Here is an 18,544-nt window from a genome sequence, read left to right on the forward strand (position 1 = left end):
GCCGCCTGCCGGGGTCAGGCGTGGACGAGCGTCCCCGCGCCTTCCGAGGTGAAGATTTCCAGCAGCATCGCATGCGGCACGCGGCCGTCGAGGATCACCGCGGCATCGACCCCGGCCTCGACCGCGGCGACGCAGGTCTCCACCTTGGGGATCATCCCGCCGGAGATCGTGCCGTCCGCCTTGAGCGCAGCGATCCGCGCCGGATCGAGATCGGTCAGCAGCGTCTTCTGCTTGTCGAGCACGCCGGCGACGTCGGTCAGCAGGAAGAAACGCGCCGCGCCGAGCGCGCCGGCGATCGCCCCCGCCATCGTATCGGCGTTGATATTGTAGGTCTGGCCGTCGGCGCCCATCGCGATCGGTGCGATCACCGGGATGATGCCGCTCGCCGACAGCGTGTCGATGATCGTCCGGTCGACCGCGACCGGTTCGCCGACGAAGCCCAGATCGACGTGCCGCTCGATCCCCTGCAACGTGTCCGGCGTCTCGCGGCCGACTTTCTTGGCAGTGACCAGATTGGCGTCCTTGCCCGAGATGCCGACCGCACGGCCGCCGGCCTGGCCGATCCAGGCGACAATTTCCTTGTTGATCGACCCGGCGAGCACCATCTCCGCGATCCGCGCCGTCTCGGCATCGGTGACGCGCAACCCGTCGACGAACCGCGATTCGACGCCCAGCCGCTTGAGCATCGCGCCGATTTGCGGCCCGCCGCCATGGACGACGACCGGGTTGATGCCGACCGCCTTGAGCAGCACGACATCCTCGGCAAAGTCCCGCGCCAGCTCGGGATCGCCCATTGCATGGCCGCCGTATTTCACCACGAACGTCTTGCCCGCATAGCGCTGCAGATAGGGCAACGCGTCGGTCAGCGTTTCGGCCTTGGCGAGCAGCGCGGCAGTGGCGATCGAGTCGGTCATGCGCGCGCCTTTACCCGCGGATCGCGCGGCTTCAAAGCCTCTGTGGCAAGTGCTTCGATGTAGATCATATTCACCTGATGCGCTCTCCCATCGGGAGAGGGAGAGACGCCGAAGGCGATGATGGGTGAGGACGGCAGCGCGCTACCGCCGCCCCTCCAGCCCTTCCCCCACATCCGCCTGCGCGAGATAGCGCGGCGCCACCCGCGCCTGCGCGCGCTGCTCATAGGCATAGCCCGCGCCCAGCACCGTTGCCTCGCCGCCCTTGGTGGCGATGAACGACAGCCCGACCGGCAGCCCCTTGGCGAGCCCCATCGGCACGGTGAGATTGGGATAGCCCGCGATCGCCGGCAGTTCCGACGACGACGGCCCGCCATATTGGTCGCCGTGCACCGGATCGCTCAGCCACGCCTGCGCATAGGTCGGCTCGACCAGCAGCCGCGCGCCGGCGCGGCGCAGCATGCCGTCGATCGCCTCGCTCGCCTGGCGCAGCGAGGTCGCCCGCGCCGTCTTGTAGGCGGGATCGCCGAGCCCCTTGGTCTGCGCCGCCGCCTCGAACGTCTCCTGCTGGAAGAACGGCATTTCCTCGGCGGCATGCGCGCGGTTGAAGGCGATGAGCTGGTCGAGCGTCCGCGCGGTCACCGCCGGCGGGGTGGTCGCCAGATAGGCGTCGAGATCGGCCTTCAGCTCGGTCTTGAGCACGGTGAATTCGGCGTCGCCGATCCCGTCGAGCTTGGGCGGATCGACCGGCACCAGCACCGCCCCCGCCGCCTTCAGCACCGCGAGCGCGGCATCGAACGTCGCCGTCACCTCGACCGACAGTCCCTCCGGCCGCACCACGGCGACGCGCACGCCCGACAGCGCGCTCACCGACAGCCCCGCGGCATAGTCGCGGCGCACCGCCCCCGCGGTCGCGGGATCGGCGGGATCGGCGGCGACCATCGCCGACAGCAGGATCGCCGCGTCGCGCACGCTGCGCGCCATCGGCCCCGGCGTGTCCTGCGAATGGCTGATCGGCACGACATGCGTGCGACTGACCAGCCCGATCGACGGCTTCAGCCCGACCAGCCCGTTGATCGACGACGGACAGACCACCGACCCGTCGGTCTCCGTCCCCACCGCCGCCGCGGCGAAGCTCGCCGCCACCGCCGCGCCCGATCCCGACGACGATCCGCACGCGGTGCGGTCGAGCGCATAGGGATTGCGCACCAGCCCGCCGACCGCGCTCCACCCGCTCATCGCATGGCTCGACCGGATATTGGCCCATTCGCTCAGGTTGGTCTTGCCGAGGATCACCGCACCCGCCGCGCGCAGCGCCGCCACCACCGGTGCGTCGCGCCGCGTGACATTGTCCTTGAGCGCGAGGCTGCCCGCGGTCGTCGCGATCGGGTCGGCGGTTTCGATATTGTCCTTGATCAGCACCGGCACGCCGTGCAGCGGGCCGCGGATGCGCCCCGCCTTGCGCTCGGCGTCGAGCACCTTGGCCTGCGCCAGGGCGTCCGGGTTGACCGCGATCACGCTGCGCAGCGTCGGCCCCTTGCGATCCATCGCGGCGATCCGGTCGAGATAGGCGTGCGTCACCTCGACGCTCGACGCCTTGCCCGCGGTCATCAGCGCCTGGACCTGTTCGAGCGACGCCTCCTCGACCCGCGGCGTCCTGGCCGCGGCGGGCAGCGTCGTTGCGGGCAGCGCGGTTGCGGCGAGCAGAACCGCTGAAAAGAGCCGATACATGGAACCCCCTGTGCTTTTCGAGCGATGCTAGGGCCGTAGCGGCGGCGCGCAAGCACTCCGCAACGCCGACTATCCACCGTTTCACCCCACGCCTCCGCCATATTGATCGGGATCAGGACGATGACAGCGCGCATAGCAAGATCGGCCGCCGCGATCCTGGTGCTGCTGATCGTCGTCGTCGGCCTCGCGGTGACGATCGTCCCGCGCTTCCTCGACCGCCTGTATTACGAAGGCCCGGCGAGCGATCATTACGACGGCGCGCGCTTCTACAATCCGGACGGCGACCAGGACACGCAGCGCCTGCCCGGCGGCGGCAGCCGCGCCGGTTTCCTGTGGCGCCAGTTGACCGGTCGCGACGGACGCCCGCCATGGCCGGCGCAGGTGCCCGTCGCCCCGTCGCGACCCGCCGCCCGCGTGATGGGCGAGCGGATGGTGGTGACGTGGATCGGCCATGCCACCGTCTTGATCCAGACGCAGGGCCTCAACATCCTCACCGACCCGATCTACGCCGACCATGCCGGTCCGCTCGGCTTCGGGCCGCGCCGCGTCGCCGCCCCCGGCGTGCGGTTTGAGGATCTGCCCAGGATCGACCTCGTCCTCGTCAGCCACGATCATTACGACCATCTCGACCAGGCGGCGCTGCGCCGGCTGTGGCAGCGCGACCGGCCGGGGATCGTCACCAGCCTCGGCAACGACAGCGTCATCGGGCAGGTCGGCGCCAGGGCGCTGGCGCTCGACTGGGGCGGCAGCGCGACGCTGACCGCGGCGGGGCTGCGCGACACCAGCCGCGACATCCGCTGCGATCCCGACAGCTGGTGCCCGGGCGACCGCGCGCAGGTGTTCGTCACCCGCAACCATCATTGGGGCAGCCGCTGGTTCACCGATCGCAACCGCGCGCTCTGGTCGAGCTTCGTTGTCCGCCTGCCGAGCGGCGGCAACATCTTCTTCGCCGGCGACACCGGCTTCGGCGACGGTCTGTGGCCCGCCGAGGCCGCGGCCTACGGCCCGGTCCGTTTCGCGATGATCCCGATCGGCGCCTTCCGCTTCCAGCCCGGCGAGATGCGCTCGGGCAGCCACGTCGGCCCGGCCGAGGCGGCGCTGATCCATCAGCGGCTCGGCGCGGCGCGCTCGCTGCCGATCCATTGGGGCACGTTCCGCCTGTCGTACGAAGGCTATGACACGCCGCCGAAACTGCTCACCGCGGCGATGCGCTGCACCGGCGGCCGCGGCTTCGCGGCGGAGCGGCTCGGCGTGCCGTTCGAGGTGGCGCCTTATGCGAAGCCGGTGACGGGCAAGCCGATGACCGCGCCCGAGATGATGCGCTGCCTCGATACGCCGCAGGTGAGGGCGCTACGTTGAACATTCCTCCCCCGCCAGGGGGAGGTGGCGCGCCCGAAGGGCGTGACGGAGGGGGAGGATACGGTGAGTTCGCCGTATGCGGGAACGCCCCCTCCACCACCCGCTACGCGGGCGGTCCCCAGCGCAGGGTTGGATGGCCCCCGGCAATCCAAGATCATGCCGGGGGCATGATCGACCCTGCACTCCCGCTAAAGCGAGGGAGGATTTTTAGCTCAATCCACGAACGCGCGCTCGATCACATACGTCCCGGCCTTGGCGTTCGAGCCTTCCTCGAACCCCAGCCCGTCGAGCATCGCCGCGGTCTCGCGGATCATCGCCATCGATCCGCACAGCATGATCCGGTCGGTCTCGGGGTCGAGCCGCTTCGCCCCCTGCACCGGATCGCCGAACAGCGCCGCGCTCTCGATCAGGTCGCCGATCCGGCCGGTGGTGCGGAACGGCTCGCGCGTCACCGTCGGGATATAATGGAATTGCGTCGCCGCTTCGTCCGACACCAGCGGGTCCTCGGCCAGCCGCGCGTGCAATTCGTCGTGATAGGCGAGGTCGCTGACCTGCCGCACCGAATGGACCAGGATCACCTGATCGAACATGCTGTATACGTCAGGATCGCGCGCCAGGCTGAGGAACGGCGCCAGCCCGGTGCCGGTCGAGAAGAAGAACAGGCGCTTGCCGCCGACCAGCGCGTCGGTGACCAGGGTACCGGTCGGCTTCTTGCCCATATATACCTCGTCGCCCGGCTCGATCAGCTGGAGCTTGGAGGTCAGCGGCCCGTCCTCGACCTTGATCGACAGGAATTCGATCTCCTCGGCATAATGCGGGCTGGCGATCGAATATGCGCGCATGATCGGCTTCGCATTCTCACCGTCGCCGGGCAGGCCGATCATCACGAACTCGCCCGAGCGGAAGCGGAAGCTCGCCGGCCGCTCGACCGCGAAGCTGAACAGCCGGTCGTTCCAGTGGCGCACCCACAGGACCTTAACGTTCACGAACGCCTTGGTTTCGGGCAGGGTCTTGGGGGAACGGAGATCGGTCATGCGCGACGGGCTTCGGGTTGTTTGCGAAGGGATCGCATTATGAACCCTGCGCCGCCGGGTCAACCAAAGCAAAGCTTGTGACGCCCCTGCGCGGTCATTGCCGAGCCTGCGCCGCTACCCCATATCCGTTCCCGATATGGCCATCCAGATCCGCACCAGCCTCGCCGAACCCGAAACCGGCGAGACCTTCGTCCCGCATCGCCCCGCCCGGCCCGACAAGGTCGAGGGCGGCAAGCGGTTCACGCTGGTCAGCGAATACAGCCCGAGCGGCGATCAGCCGACCGCGATCGCCGAACTGACCTCGACCGCGCGCGCCGGCGAGAAGGATCAGGTGCTGCTCGGCGTCACCGGCTCGGGCAAGACCTTCACCATGGCCAAGGTGATCGAGGAATTGCAGCGCCCGGCGCTGATCCTCGCCCCCAACAAGATCCTCGCGGCACAGCTCTACGGCGAGTTCAAGAGCTTCTTCCCCGACAATGCCGTCGAATATTTCGTCAGTTACTACGATTACTACCAGCCCGAGGCCTATGTCGCGCGCTCGGACACCTATATCGAGAAGGAATCGTCGACCAACGAATCGATCGACCGGATGCGCCATTCGGCGACGCGGTCGCTGCTCGAACGCGACGATTGCATTATCGTCGCCTCGGTGTCGTGCCTGTACGGTATCGGCTCGGTCGAAACCTATTCGGCGATGATCTTCGACCTCAAGAAGGGCGCCTCCGTCGACCAGCGCGAGATCGTCCGCAAGCTCGTCGCACTCCAGTACAAGCGCAACGACGCCGGCTTCGCGCGCGGCAATTTCCGCGTGAAAGGCGACACGCTGGAAATCTTCCCGTCGCATTACGAAGACAGCGCGTGGCGGATCAGCTTCTTCGGCAACGACATCGAAGACATCATCGAATTCGACCCGCTCACCGGCAAGAAGGTCGCCAGCCTCAACAGCGTGCGCGTCTACGCCAACAGCCATTACGTCACGCCCGGCCCGACGCTCAAACAGGCGGGCGACGCGATCAAGCACGAACTCGCCGAGCGGCTCAAGGAACTGGTCGCCGAGGGCAAATTGCTCGAGGCGCAACGGCTGGAGCAGCGCACCAATTTCGACCTCGAGATGATCGCCGCCACCGGCTCGTGCGCGGGGATCGAGAATTACAGCCGCTTCCTCACCGGCCGCCTGCCCGGCGAGCCGCCGCCCACCCTGTTCGAATATCTCCCCGAGAATGCGTTGCTGTTCGTCGACGAGAGCCACCAGACGGTGCCGCAGATCGGCGCGATGGCGCGCGGCGATCACCGTCGCAAGATCACGCTCGCCGAATATGGCTTCCGCCTGCCGTCGTGCATCGACAACCGGCCGTTGCGCTTCAACGAATGGGACGCGATGCGCCCGCAAACGGTCAGCGTCTCGGCGACGCCGGGCAATTGGGAGATGGAGCAGACCGGCGGCGTCTTCGCCGAACAGGTCATCCGCCCCACCGGCCTCATCGATCCGCCCGTCGAGATCAAGCCGGTCGAGGAACAGGTCCAGGACCTGATCCAGGAATGCCACAAGACCACCGCCGCCGGCTATCGCACGCTGGTGACGACGCTGACCAAGCGCATGTCGGAGGATCTGACCGAATATATGCACGAGGCGGGGATCAAGGTCCGCTACATGCATAGCGACGTCGAGACGCTGGAGCGTATCGAGCTGATCCGGGATCTGCGCCTCGGCGTCTACGACGTGCTGATCGGCATCAACCTGCTGCGCGAGGGATTGGACATTCCCGAATGCGGGCTGGTCGCGATCCTCGACGCCGACAAGGAAGGCTTCCTGCGCTCCGAGACGTCGCTGATCCAGACGATCGGCCGCGCCGCGCGCAACGTCGACGGCCGCGTCATCCTCTACGCCGACCGCATCACCGGCTCGATGGAGCGGGCGATGAACGAGACCGCGCGCCGCCGTGAGAAGCAGGAGGAATATAACCGCGAACACGGCATCACGCCGACGACGATCCGCCGCAACATCGGCGACATCATCGCGCACGTGAGCCAGGGCGATCAGGTCACCGTGCCCATCGACGAGGATCGGCCGCACATGGTCGGCCACAATCTGCGCGCCTATATCGAGGATCTCGAAAAGCGGATGCGCAAGGCGGCGAGCGACCTCGAATTCGAGGAGGCCGGGCGCCTGCGCGACGAGATCCGCCAGCTGGAGAACGAGGAGCTCGGACTGCCCGCCGCCGAACACAAGGCGCCGGTGATGGGCCGCTCGAACGAAGGCAAGCCGGGGACGCGCAAGACCCGCTATGGCAAGGCGCAGGCGATGCGGATGGGCGGCAAGCGCGGCGGCCGGTGATCGGCGTCGATCAGCCGTAATAGAGGTGTGGGAAGTGGCTACGGATCGGGTGAAAGGATGGCCCCATGATCCGCAGCTTCGCCGACGTCGAAACCGAACGTATCTGGAACCGCGAGCGTAGTCGCAAGCTGCCGCCGGACATCCAGCGCCCGGGGCTTCGTAAATTGCGTCAGCTCAACCGCATCGACAAGCCTCTCGACCTGCTGGTCCCGCCCGGAAACCGATTCGAGGAGTTGAAGGGCGATCGTAAGGGGACATATAGTATCCGGGTCAACGATCAGTGGAGGATTACCTTCCGCTGGGAGGGTGGGAGCGCAATCGATGTCCGCATCGAGGATTATCATCGATGATACCGAACGGCTGCCGAACATCCATCCCGGTGAGATCCTCCGCGAGGACTTCCTGATCGGCAGCGCGATACCGGTCGCCGAGGTGGCCGCGGGAGCCGGCATCGCGCTTGAAAAACTTGAGGCGCTGTTGGACGAGCGAGCACCGGTCGATGCCGAATCTGCGCTTCGCCTCGCGCGCTATTTCGGTATGGGTGAGACGTTCTTCCTCGGCTTGCAGAACGACCATGATCTCGAAGAGGCCCGGTCAGCTTACCGGGCCGAGCTCGATCGGATCGTACGCCGCGCGGCTTAGCCGGTCGTCAAATTCGCCGCGCTTACCCCGTAATAGCTCGCGACGCGGTCGGCATAGGCCTGGTCGAACACCGGCGCGTTGTTGGACCAGCTCGGCCCGCCCTCGAGCAGGCGGCGGTCGATCGTCACCACGTAGAGATCGCGTACCGGATCGAACTGCAGCAGCTCGAACGGCAGCGGATAGAAGCTCTTGCCCATGCCGAGGAAGCCGCCGAGGCTGAGCACCGCATGCGTCGACCGGCCCGTCCCCTTGTGCACCATCAGCGCATAGACCGAACCGACCTGATCGCCGTCGCGGCTCTCCACCTTCAGCGTGTGGGCGACGTTCGCCTGGACGAGCAATTGGGTAGCGGTGGTGGACTGGCCGTCGGTCGACATCGGATGCTCCTGGTTGTTGACGGGTGAACCGCCCGTTGCCCGCGCCGGTTCCACGCGCGCGCCGCTTGAGGCATCGCCGCCCTTCCCGCATAAGCCGCCGGATGCGCATCCTTTCCGCCACCGCCCTGCTGCTCGCCGCCAGCGCCTGCGTGCCCCAGCCGGTGGCGCCGCCCGCCCCCGCACCCAAGCCGGTGGTCGCGCTGCCCGCGCCGCCGGTCACCGCCGTGCCGCGCGGCGCCGACTGGCGCGACTGGCCGCTGACCCCGGGCGACTGGAGCTGGCAGCGCGACGCGCGCGGCAGCATCGCGCGCTTCGCCCCCGCCGGCGGCCCCGCGCGCCTCGCGCTGCGCTGCGACCGCGACCGGCGTCAGATCATCCTGTCGGTCGACGGCAGCACCGCGACCACGCTCACCGTGCGCACCACCAGCATCGCGCGCGCGCTTCCGGTGCAGCCGAACGGCGGCAATCCGCCGTCGCTCGCCGCGACGCTGGCGACCAACGACGGTCTGCTCGATGCGATGGGGTTCAGCCGCGGCCGGTTCGTGATCGAGCGGCCGGGCGCGCCGACGCTGGTCGTGCCGGCCTGGGCGGAGATCGAGCGGGTGACCGAGGACTGCCGCGGCTGACGCGGCGGCGAGGGTTCGAATCGTCGCGTAAAATCCCCTGCATTACAAGACTTGTTTCCGCCGCGGAGCATGTGCACATTGCGGACGTGGCCGGGTCCGGTCACATGGCTATCAACAAGCGAAAGGAGGTGATCCGATGTCTCATGGTTCAGCAGTGAGTTCGGTTCGGTTCGTTCGGGGGACCGGCTTCTAACGTCTGTTTGAATCGTGTCGGGGGGTATCCTCCCCCAATCAACGGCATGACGAGGATGAAAGAGGTCCCATGGTTTCCCGGGCTGGAGCTCTCCGGCCGCTGACCATGTTTGGAGGGTGTCGGGCTGCCGGGAGGCGCACGGCACCCTCTTCTCACATCTGGGGCAGGTGCAACGGCACAAGGCCGTTCGCGCGCCGAACGATCGCATGATCGCGCGCCATCCTATAACGGGATCATGGCTGCAACGATCATCCGCCCCTATGCCGCGCCGGATAGGGATAGGATCCCGGCACTGATCCTGCCGATCCAGCAGGTCGAGTTCGGCATCCCCGTCACCGCGGAGGATCAGCCCGACCTGCTGACGATCGACGATTATTATCAGACCGGCGCCGGCGGCTTCTGGGTGGCGGAGCGCGACGACGAGATCGTCGGCACGATCGGCCTCAAGGACATCGCGAGGCGGAACGGCGCGTTGCGCAAGATGTTCGTCGCCGCGCATGCCCGCGGCCGCGAGCATCGGGTCGCGGTGGGGCTACTCGAAGCGCTGGTGCAGCATGCCCGGCTGGCCGGGATGCAGAACATCTATCTCGGCACCGCGCGGGAATTCCTCGCCGCGCACCGTTTCTACAAGAAGAGCGGCTTTCGCGAGATCTCGCGGATGGGGCTGCCGGTGAATTTCCCGGTGATGATGGTGGACCGCAAATTCTTCCATCTCGCGGTCCCCCAGACGGCGACGACCGCCGGAGCCGGCGGCCGCGGCCGGGTCAGAGGAACGCCTTCGCCCGGTTGAGCACCAGGTTGCACACCTGGTTCTTCACCTGCCCGCGCAGCCCGTCGAGCGACAGCGCCTGCCCGCCCGGCGCCTGCACCTGCCCCGCCTGTCCAGCGGCATAACCCGGCTGGCTCTGCACGTCCTTCTGCCCGGTCAGCCGCCCGAGCACGCCCGCCGCGCCCGACGTCCCGCCACCCGTGCCGAGCAGCCGGTTCTTGACGCAATAGCCCAGCAGCCCGGCGGCATTGCCCGCGCCGATCGAGCCGATCCGCGGCAGCGCCCCGGCCGCGCCGCCGCCGCCGAGCAATCCGCCCATCTGACCGAGCAACCCACCGCCACGTTCCGTCGTCGCGGGGGCGGGATCGGCGGTCTGCGCGATCGCCAGCGTCGGCGCGAGGATCAGCGCGGCGGCAAGGATCGTCTTCATGGCAGGGCTCCCATCGTCATGATGGCGAACCAACCACCCGCCGCGCGCACCGTTCCGCCGGTGCCCGCGGGGATGGCTCGCCCCGTCCCGCTCACGCCACCTCCACTTATGCCGGCGTCAGCAGACCCTCGCGCGCGATCTTCTCGCGCCACACCAAGGGTGCGAGCTGGTGGACGTTCTGCCCTTCGCTGTCGACCGCGACGGTGACCGGGAAGTCGCTGACCTCGAATTCGTAGATCGCCTCCATGCCGAGGTCCTCGAAGCCGACCACCTTAGACCCCTTGATCGCCCGCGCGACGAGATACGCCGCGCCGCCGACCGCCATCAGATACGCGCTCTTCGCATCGCGGATCGCCTCGGTCGCCGCCGGGCCGCGCTCGGCCTTGCCGACCATCGCGAGCAGCCCCTGGTCGAGCATCATGCGGGTGAATTTGTCCATCCGCGTCGCCGTCGTCGGCCCCGCGGGTCCCACGACCTCCGCGCCGACCGGATCGACCGGCCCGACGTAATAGATCACGCGCCCGCGGAAATCGACCGGCAGCGGCTCGCCCCCCCCTTGTTCCTTGGCAGCCAGCATGTCGGCGATGCGCTTGTGCGCGGCATCGCGCCCGGTCAGCATCTTGCCGTTCAGGAGCAGCCGGTCGCCGTGCTTCCACTGCGCCACCACCTCGGGCGTCAGCGTGTCGAGGTCGACGCGGATCGCGGCGCTGTCCGGCTGCCAGTCGACCTGCGGCCAGTCGGCGAGGTTCGGCGCCTCCAGATAGGACGGCCCCGTCCCGTCGAGCGTGAAATGCGCGTGGCGCGTCGCGGCGCAATTGGGGATCATCGCGACCGGCTTGGACGCGGCATGCGTCGGCCAGTCGAGGATCTTGACGTCGAGGATCGTCGACAGCCCGCCCAGCCCCTGCGCGCCGATGCCGAGCGCATTGACCTTGTCGAACAATTCGATGCGCAGCGCTTCGAGATCGTTCTTCGGCCCGCGCGCCTTGAGCTGCCCCATGTCGATCGCGCCCATCAGCGATTCCTTGGCGAGCACCATCGCCTTTTCCGCGGTGCCGCCGATGCCGATGCCGAGCATCCCCGGCGGGCACCAGCCCGCACCCATCTGCGGCACCGTCTCGACCACCCAGTCGACGATGCTGTCGCTCGGGTTCATCATCTTGAACTTGGACTTGTTTTCCGACCCGCCGCCCTTGGCGGCGACGTCGACCGACACGCGCGACCCCGGCACCATCTCGACGTGGAGCACCGAGGGCGTGTTGTCGCGCGTGTTGCGCCGGGTGAACGCCGGATCGGCGAGGATCGAGGCGCGCAGCTTGTTCTCGGGGTGGAGGTACGCACGCCGCACGCCTTCGTCGATCACCTCCTGCAACGATTGGTCGCCGTCGAGCCGGCAATCCTGGCCCCATTTGACGAAGACGGTGACGATGCCGGTATCCTGACAGATCGGCCGATGCCCCTCGGCGCACATCCGGCTGTTGGTGAGGATCTGCGCGATCGCATCCTTCGCCGCCGGGCTGCGCTCGGCCCGATAGGCGTCGCCGAGCGCGCGGATGTAATCCATCGGATGATAGTAACTGATGAACTGCAGCGCATCGGCGACGCTGTCGATCAGGTCGGTGGCGCGGATGGTCGTGATCACGGGGCGGGCTCCTTTGCGCCCGCCTTAAAGACCGGAGGGATGGCCGCCAAGGCACGTTTCGGACGGCGGACGGCACCGGCCAAGAGTCCTGCAAGACGCCTCGTGTACCCCGGCGGAGGCCGGGGTACAGGCTTGGGAGAACCGTGCCGGCTTTACAGCCGTCTCGCAAAGGCGGTGTGACGGCGTCGACGTGGCCACGCAAATGCGCGGTTATGCCTCTGACCCAAGGCGACGAAAGCCGGTACCGAGAGCACCAAAACCCCAACCATCGCAAAGCTTTCTCAACCATCACACGTTATTTCCCGCGCCATGTCGCTACCCTCCCCCACGCCCGATCAGCCCCCCGCCGTCCCGGTGCTGCGCCTGCTCGGCCTGGGCAGCGAGCAGAGCGATCACGAAGCACAGATGCACGCCGGCCATCTCGCGCATGTCCGCACGATCTGGCCGTTCGCGCTCGCCGCGCAGGGAATCGCCAGCGCGGTGCTGCTGGGGGCCGCACTCGGCGATGTCGCGAGCAACGGCGCGCCGGTCGGCATCGTCGTCGCGATCGCGGCGCTGCTGCTGCCCTCGCTCGCCGTCTATGCGGTGCTCGCCGCGTCGCGACCGCGCGGCTGGCCGCCGCACGTCCGCACCCGCTGCCTCGTCGCGAGCGCCACCGTCACCGCCGCCGCCTTGCTCTGGCTGCTCTGGGCGTCGACGCGGCTGCCGATCAGCCCGGTCCAGCTCGGCTGCTTCGTCGGCCTCGCCGGCGCGATCGGCATGACCAGCATCGCCCTCCACCCGGTCCGCGCCGCGACGCTCGGCTTCGGTGCCGGGCTGGTGCTGATGCTGGCGCTGCTGTCCGACAGCGTGCTGCCGGCGCTGGTCGCGCTCGCCTTCCTCTTCTGCCTCGCGGTCGCCACCGCGCGGCTCGCCCGGCTCGACGGCCTCGCGGTGCAGCGCCGCGTCTCCGCCGCGCGCGAGGGCAGCCTCGCGGTCAAGATGATCGCCGAATTCGAAGGCCATGGCACCGGCTGGTTCTGGGAAGCCGACCGCCAGGGCCGTATCACCTATCTGTCCGCCAAGGTCGCCGCGGCGCTCGCCCCGCATTATCGCGATCCCATCGGCTGCCTGCTCACCGACGTGTTCCGGATGGACAGCGCCTCGCCGGGCACCGAGCGCACGCTCGCCTTCCACATCTCGTCGCGCACCTCGTTCGCCGATTACACCGTCTGCGCCACCGGCAGCGCCGACGGCGCCGAGCCCGATCGCTGGTGGTCGATCTCGGGCCGGCCGGTGATCGACGATCTCGGCCGCTTCCAGGGCTTCATCGGCTCGGGCAGCGACCTCACCGAGAAGCGCAAGTCGGATGCCGAGATCACCCGCCTCGCGCTGTTCGACGGCCTCACCGGCCTCGCCAACCGCCAGCGCATGCGCCAGAGCCTCGACAAGACGCTGCAACCGCAGGGCGGCGTGCTGCGCCCCGCCTCGCTGTTCCTGATGGACCTCGACCGGTTCAAGGCGGTCAACGACACGCTCGGCCACCAGGCCGGCGACGCGTTGCTCAAGCAGGTGGCGCAGCGGCTCGAACGCGGCGTCGGTGCGGTCGGGCTGGTCGGCCGGCTGGGCGGCGACGAATTCAAGGTGCTGCTGCCCGCGATCGACCATCGCGACACGCTGACGACGCTCGCCAGGGAGCTGATCGCCTCGCTGTCGCAGCCCTATTTCATCGCCGGCGCGACGGTGACGATCGGCTGTTCGATCGGCATCGCCATCGCCCCCCAGCACGGCGACAATGCCGAGGAGCTGGTCCGCAACGCCGATCTCGCGCTTTATGCCGCCAAGGCCGACGGCCGCGGCGTCCACCGCTTCTTCTCCGAGGAGATGCTGTCGGGGGCGAAGAGCCGCAAGGCGCTGGAGGACGACATGCGCACCGCGCTGGCGGAGGGCGGCTTCCACCTTCATTATCAGCCCGTGGTCTCGACCGCGACCGAGGCGATCACCGGCTACGAGGCGCTGCTGCGCTGGCAGCATCCGGTGCGCGGCCGCATCTCGCCCGCCGATTTCATTCCGGTGGCGGAGGAATGCGGGCTGATCGAGGCGCTGGGCGAATGGGTGCTGCGCACCGCCTGCGACGCCGCGGCGCGCTGGCCGCGCGCGGTGCGGGTCGCGGTCAACGTCTCGCCGATCCAGTTCGCCAACCCCGCCTTCCCGGCGATCGTCACCTCGGCGCTGGCGCGCAGCGGCCTGCCCGCCTCGCGGCTCGAGCTGGAGATCACCGAGGGCGTGTTCCTCGACGAATCCGGCGCCACCGATGCGATGTTCCGGTCGCTGAAGGCACTCGGCGTCCGCCTCGCGCTCGACGATTTCGGCACCGGCTATTCCAGCCTCGGCTATCTGCGCACCGCGCCGTTCGACAAGATCAAGATCGACCAGAGCTTCGTCCGCGGCGCCGCGCAGCCGGGCAACCGCAACGCGGCGATCATCCGCGCCATCGTCACGCTCGCCGACACGCTCGACATGGAGACGACCGCGGAGGGCGTCGAGATCCAGGACGAGATCGAACTCGTCCGCGCGCTGGGTTGCAGCCATATCCAGGGCTTCGTCTACGGCGCCGGCATCGCCGATGCGGATGTGGTGACGCAGCTCGGCGGCGCGGTGCAGGCCGCGCCGGTCGGCCACAAGGTCAGCCGCGCGCCGCGCACCAAGATGCTGCGCTCGGCGCGGCTCGCGGTCGGCCGCACGCAGGGCGACGTGCGCATCCGCAACATCTCGGCGAGCGGCGCGATGATCGACGGCGTCGCGATCGACGACGAGGCGGTCGGGCTCGACGTGCTGATCGAACTGGTCGAGAACCAGATGTTCGCCGCGCGCGTCGCCTGGGCGCAGGATGGCAAGGCGGGGCTGCATTTCGCCGAAAGCTTCAACCTCGATCGTCTCCAGCAACCCCAGCCCGGCCGCATCGCCCGCCGCGCGACATAGGTCCGTCACACCCACGACTCCCGCGATTCATGTCCGGAATCGGCCGACTAAAAATTTTCGTTCCCGCATCGTTCCCTTGCGCTTTCCGTAACCCGCGGAAGTCCGCGCGTCGTGCGGCATCGCCCGCCGCCGGGGCGCAGCGGCGGGGTGGAACCGGCCTCGCTCCGCCGCATTACCCCCTTGCCTGCCGCGCCGGTTTGCCACAACTTGTGGGGGTTGAGTTCGGGGGCGGACCCAATTGCTGGTAGAGAACACCGTCGATCCCCATATCGGGCATCGACACCGGGCAAGCCGCGGCATCGCGATGTGCTCATTTTGTTCTCTTCCTCGGGCCGCCTTGGTGGTACAAGAAAATGCGCCGCCGATTCGAACACTTAGAGAACGAAGGATCGGTTTCGATGGATTTCAGGGACACGCAGGGTGAAGCAATGACCAGCGACACGATCGAAGCGACGATGGGCGAAACCGGCACCACCACCGCCTCCCCCGCGACCGAGGCGGTCGGCACCGGCAGCAAGGCGGTCCGCGCGCGCCCCTATCCGGTCGAGGTCGACCATAGCCGCGACGCGCTCCTCACCGACTTCGGCAAGGAGACGCTCAACGACCGCTATCTGCTGCCGGGCGAAAGCTATCAGGACCTCTTCGTCCGCGTCGCCTCGGCCTATGCCGACGATGCCGCGCATGCGCAGCGCCTGTACGATTATATCTCGCGTCTGTGGTTCATGCCGGCGACGCCGGTGCTGTCCAACGGCGGCACCGGGCGCGGCCTGCCGATCTCTTGCTATCTCAACTCGGTCCCCGACAGCCTCAACGGCATCGTCGACACCTGGAACGAGAACGTCTGGCTCGCCAGCCGCGGCGGCGGCATCGGCACCTATTGGGGCAACGTGCGCGGCATCGGCGAGCCGGTCGGCCTCAACGGCAAGACCAGCGGCATCATCCCCTTCGTCCGCGTGATGGACAGCCTGACGCTCGCGATCTCGCAGGGTTCGCTGCGCCGCGGTTCGGCCGCCTGCTATCTCGACATCAGCCACCCGGAGATCGAGGAGTTCCTCGAGATCCGCAAGCCGAGCGGCGACTTCAACCGCAAGGCGCTCAACCTCCACCACGGCGTGCTCATCACCGACGCGTTCATGGAGGCGGTGCGCAACGGCGAGGAATGGCACCTGCGCAGCCCCAAGGATCAGACGATCCGCCAGACGGTCGACGCGCGCTCGCTGTTCCAGAAGCTGGTCGAGACCCGTCTGCAGACCGGCGAGCCCTATATCGTCTTCGCCGACCACGTGAATTCGAACATGCCCAAGCATCACCGCGAGCTGGGCCTCAAGGTGTCGACCTCGAACCTGTGCAGCGAGATCACGCTGCCGACCGGCGTCGACCATCTCGGCAACGACCGTACCGCGGTCTGCTGCCTGTCGAGCCTCAACCTCGAGACGTGGGACCAGTGGAAGGACGAGAAAGGCTTCATCGAGGACGTGATGCGCTTCCTCGACAACGTCCTGCAGGACTATATCGAGCGCCACGAGCCGGGCATGGAGCGCGCCGCCTATAGCGCGGGCCGCGAACGTTCGGTCGGGCTCGGCGTGATGGGCTTCCACTCCTTCCTCCAGGCGCGCGGCCTGCCGTTCGAGGGGGCGATGGCGAAGTCGTGGAACCTGAGGATGTTCAAGCACATCAAGGGTCAGGCCGACGAAGCCTCGATGCAGCTCGCGATCGAGCGCGGCCCCTGCCCCGACGCCGCCGACACCGGCGCGATGGAGCGGTTCAGCTGCAAGATGGCGATCGCGCCGACCGCGTCGATCAGCATCATCTGCGGCGGCACCAGCGCGTGCATCGAGCCGATCCCGGCGAACATCTACACGCACAAGACGCTGTCGGGCAGCTTCTCGGTCAAGAACCCCTATCTCGAAAAGCTGCTCATCGAGAAATCGAAGAACAGCGAGGCGGTGTGGAGTTCGATCCTCGAACACGGCGGGTCGGTCCAGCACCTCGACTTCCTGTCGACCGAGGAGAAGGATTGCTACAAGACCAGCTTCGAGATCGACCAGCGCTGGCTGCTCGAACTCGCCGGCGACCGCACGCCCTATATCGACCAGGCGCAGTCGCTGAACCTGTTCATCCCCGCCGACGTCGAAAAGTGGGACCTGCTGATGCTCCACTTCCGCGCCTGGGAATTGGGCATCAAGTCGCTCTATTACCTGCGCTCCAAGTCGGTACAGCGCGCGGGTTTCGCAGGGTCGGGCGGGGTCGAGGCGGACAATACGATCGCCGCACCCAAGTTCGAGATCGGCGAGACGACGGATTATGACGAATGTCTGGCGTGTCAGTAAACGCATAGGTCGCCCTCACCTTCCCACCCGACTGCTTCGGGCGGGCCCCTCCCTCTCCCGGAGGGAGAGGGGTGAGGCGGCCACCATTCCCTCTCCCATCGGGAGAGGGAGGGAGCCGCGCAGCGGCGGAAGGGTGAGGGTGAGATGCGTCTCTACAAAAACCAACCTTCCGGTACGGTCCAGCATGCCCGGCAACTCCGCCGTGCCGCATCGGAACCCGAGCGTCGTCTGTTGTATGGATTGCGCGAGGCCTTTCCGGCGCTGAAATGGCGCCATCAGACACCCATCGGACCTTACCGTGCCGACATCCTGTGCTTCTCCGAACGTCTCGTCATCGAGGTCGACGGCGACACCCACGCCGACACGCCGGAAGCCGACGCCATCCGTACCCGCTTCATCCAACGCCAAGGCTTTTCCGTGATCCGCTTCGCCAACCCTGATGTGATGACGAACCTCGACGGCGTTCTGACTCAAATCTCCCTTTTCCTCCGGGAGAAGAGCGTTGGGTGCACGGCGCCCCGCACGGCAAAGCCGTTTGGGAAGGATGAGGGTGACCACGCACAAGAAAAGGGCGGCACCGCATGACCGGCACCGCCCTCACCCTTCCGCCGCCTAGCGGCGGCTCCCTCCCTCTCCCGCTGGGAGAGGGAAAGTGCGGATCACTCCGCCTCTTCGAACATGTCCACCGCATTGGCGGCGGTCGCGCTCAGCCGCACCGTATCGCCCTCGATCTCGGCGACGAGGCCGGCCGGCAGGTAATGGTGCTTGCCGCCCTGCCCGTCCTGGGTGCTCGGCGAATCGTTCTTGGTGAGCTTGATGCGCTCGCCCTGGACGTGGTCGACGGTGCCGACATGGACGCCGTCGGCGCCGATGACCTTCATATGCTCTTTGATGTTGCTGTGATCGTGCATGACAATGCTCCTGCAAGGGGTTCGGCGGTCCAACGAGCCGATCCCGAATTGGATGCATCGCGCGCAAACCCCGGATACCCGCGCTGATGCCGCTGCAGAGCCTCATCATGTTCGCGGTCGCCGCGGTGTTCGGCCTCGGCGGCGCGTGGATGCTGTTCGAGCTGCGCCGCCCGCAGGGGCCGGCGCGCGTCTACGTCTACCGCATGGCCGGCATCATGGCCGTCAGCCTCGCCATCGTCCTCGCCTTTTCGGCGCATGCGATGTGGCAATGGAGCGGCCAGCCCTAACCTCTT

General features: G+C 67.7%; 17 protein-coding genes. 10 read left to right on the forward strand and 7 right to left on the reverse strand.

All coding sequences use genetic code 11. The features are described from left to right. Window positions 1–14: 14 nt before the first annotated feature. Together argB and ACLBWH_RS10900 are read right to left on the reverse strand one after the other, a co-directional pair. Window positions 15–914, reverse strand: coding sequence for an acetylglutamate kinase (gene argB, locus ACLBWH_RS10895; protein ID WP_137899096.1), 900 nt, complete (start codon window positions 912–914; stop codon window positions 15–17). Between the two features lie 141 nt (window positions 915–1,055). Continuing rightward, window positions 1,056–2,642 carry an amidase gene (locus tag ACLBWH_RS10900; RefSeq protein ID WP_447798736.1) on the reverse strand — a complete coding sequence of 529 codons (1,587 nt, stop codon included), beginning with the start codon at window positions 2,640–2,642 and terminating at the stop codon, window positions 1,056–1,058. Between the two features lie 120 nt (window positions 2,643–2,762). Between ACLBWH_RS10900 and ACLBWH_RS10905 the strand changes: the two genes are divergently transcribed. Further along, on the forward strand, window positions 2,763–4,001 hold the full coding sequence (locus ACLBWH_RS10905; protein ID WP_447798738.1) for an MBL fold metallo-hydrolase: 1,239 nt from the start codon (window positions 2,763–2,765) through the stop codon (window positions 3,999–4,001). A 212-nt stretch (window positions 4,002–4,213) separates the two neighbouring features. Here the strand turns inward: ACLBWH_RS10905 and ACLBWH_RS10910 are convergent, their stop codons facing one another. Next, entirely contained in the window at window positions 4,214–5,035 is an 822-nt protein-coding gene (locus tag ACLBWH_RS10910) for a ferredoxin--NADP reductase (RefSeq protein WP_322850213.1), read from the reverse strand. A 136-nt stretch (window positions 5,036–5,171) separates the two neighbouring features. Between ACLBWH_RS10910 and uvrB the strand changes: the two genes are divergently transcribed. From uvrB to ACLBWH_RS10925, 3 genes are all read left to right on the forward strand, one after another. Beyond that, window positions 5,172–7,370, forward strand: coding sequence for an excinuclease ABC subunit UvrB (gene uvrB / locus ACLBWH_RS10915; protein WP_447798740.1), 2,199 nt, complete (start codon window positions 5,172–5,174; stop codon window positions 7,368–7,370). Window positions 7,371–7,435: 65 nt separating this feature from the next. Then, window positions 7,436–7,720, forward strand: a complete 285-nt coding sequence (locus ACLBWH_RS10920; RefSeq protein ID WP_447798742.1) for a type II toxin-antitoxin system RelE/ParE family toxin — start codon at window positions 7,436–7,438, stop codon at window positions 7,718–7,720. Beyond that, window positions 7,692–8,012 carry a HigA family addiction module antitoxin gene (locus ACLBWH_RS10925; RefSeq protein WP_447798744.1) on the forward strand — a complete coding sequence of 107 codons (321 nt, stop codon included), beginning with the start codon at window positions 7,692–7,694 and terminating at the stop codon, window positions 8,010–8,012. Before ACLBWH_RS10920 ends, ACLBWH_RS10925 begins: the two co-directional genes overlap by 29 nt. Here ACLBWH_RS10925 and ACLBWH_RS10930 read toward each other — a convergent pair. Beyond that, on the reverse strand, window positions 8,009–8,389 hold the full coding sequence (locus tag ACLBWH_RS10930; protein ID WP_322850217.1) for a PRC-barrel domain-containing protein: 381 nt from the start codon (window positions 8,387–8,389) through the stop codon (window positions 8,009–8,011). The genes ACLBWH_RS10925 and ACLBWH_RS10930 overlap by 4 nt on opposite strands. 101 nt (window positions 8,390–8,490) lie before the next feature. On the opposite strand from ACLBWH_RS10930, the gene ACLBWH_RS10935 reads away from it, so the two are divergent. Both ACLBWH_RS10935 and ACLBWH_RS10940 read left to right on the forward strand, forming a co-directional pair. Then, complete coding sequence (locus ACLBWH_RS10935; protein WP_447798746.1) at window positions 8,491–9,015, forward strand: hypothetical protein; 525 nt, start codon at window positions 8,491–8,493, stop codon at window positions 9,013–9,015. A 428-nt stretch (window positions 9,016–9,443) separates the two neighbouring features. Continuing rightward, complete coding sequence (locus ACLBWH_RS10940) at window positions 9,444–9,998, forward strand: GNAT family N-acetyltransferase (protein ID WP_447798748.1); 555 nt, start codon at window positions 9,444–9,446, stop codon at window positions 9,996–9,998. Here the strand turns inward: ACLBWH_RS10940 and ACLBWH_RS10945 are convergent. Beyond that, window positions 9,973–10,407 carry a DUF2501 domain-containing protein gene (locus tag ACLBWH_RS10945; RefSeq protein ID WP_447798750.1) on the reverse strand — a complete coding sequence of 145 codons (435 nt, stop codon included), beginning with the start codon at window positions 10,405–10,407 and terminating at the stop codon, window positions 9,973–9,975. The genes ACLBWH_RS10940 and ACLBWH_RS10945 overlap by 26 nt on opposite strands. Window positions 10,408–10,513: 106 nt before the next feature. Then, window positions 10,514–12,049: a fumarate hydratase gene (locus ACLBWH_RS10950; protein ID WP_322850222.1), complete on the reverse strand. Its 1,536-nt coding sequence runs from the start codon at window positions 12,047–12,049 to the stop codon at window positions 10,514–10,516. A gap of 309 nt (window positions 12,050–12,358) precedes the next feature. Here ACLBWH_RS10950 and ACLBWH_RS10955 point away from each other — a divergent pair, with 309 nt between their 5' ends. The 3 genes from ACLBWH_RS10955 to ACLBWH_RS10965 all read left to right on the forward strand — a co-directional run bounded on the left by ACLBWH_RS10955 (window position 12,359) and on the right by ACLBWH_RS10965 (window position 17,925). Beyond that, window positions 12,359–15,010 carry an EAL domain-containing protein gene (locus ACLBWH_RS10955; protein WP_447798752.1) on the forward strand — a complete coding sequence of 884 codons (2,652 nt, stop codon included), beginning with the start codon at window positions 12,359–12,361 and terminating at the stop codon, window positions 15,008–15,010. A 398-nt stretch (window positions 15,011–15,408) separates the two neighbouring features. Beyond that, a complete protein-coding gene (locus ACLBWH_RS10960) occupies window positions 15,409–17,340 on the forward strand; it encodes a ribonucleoside-diphosphate reductase subunit alpha (RefSeq protein WP_322850224.1) in 1,932 nt (643 codons plus the stop codon). Between the two features lie 144 nt (window positions 17,341–17,484). After that, window positions 17,485–17,925, forward strand: coding sequence for an endonuclease domain-containing protein (locus tag ACLBWH_RS10965; protein ID WP_447798754.1), 441 nt, complete (start codon window positions 17,485–17,487; stop codon window positions 17,923–17,925). A gap of 74 nt (window positions 17,926–17,999) precedes the next feature. On the opposite strand, the gene ACLBWH_RS10970 is transcribed toward ACLBWH_RS10965, so the two are convergent. Next, a complete protein-coding gene (locus ACLBWH_RS10970) occupies window positions 18,000–18,251 on the reverse strand; it encodes a DUF2171 domain-containing protein (RefSeq protein ID WP_322850226.1) in 252 nt (83 codons plus the stop codon). An 86-nt stretch (window positions 18,252–18,337) separates the two neighbouring features. On the opposite strand from ACLBWH_RS10970, the gene ACLBWH_RS10975 reads away from it, so the two are divergent. Then, window positions 18,338–18,538, forward strand: coding sequence for a hypothetical protein (locus ACLBWH_RS10975; RefSeq protein WP_322850227.1), 201 nt, complete (start codon window positions 18,338–18,340; stop codon window positions 18,536–18,538). Window positions 18,539–18,544 lie beyond the last annotated feature (6 nt).

The organism is Sphingomonas sp. M6A6_1c, assembly GCF_053345135.1.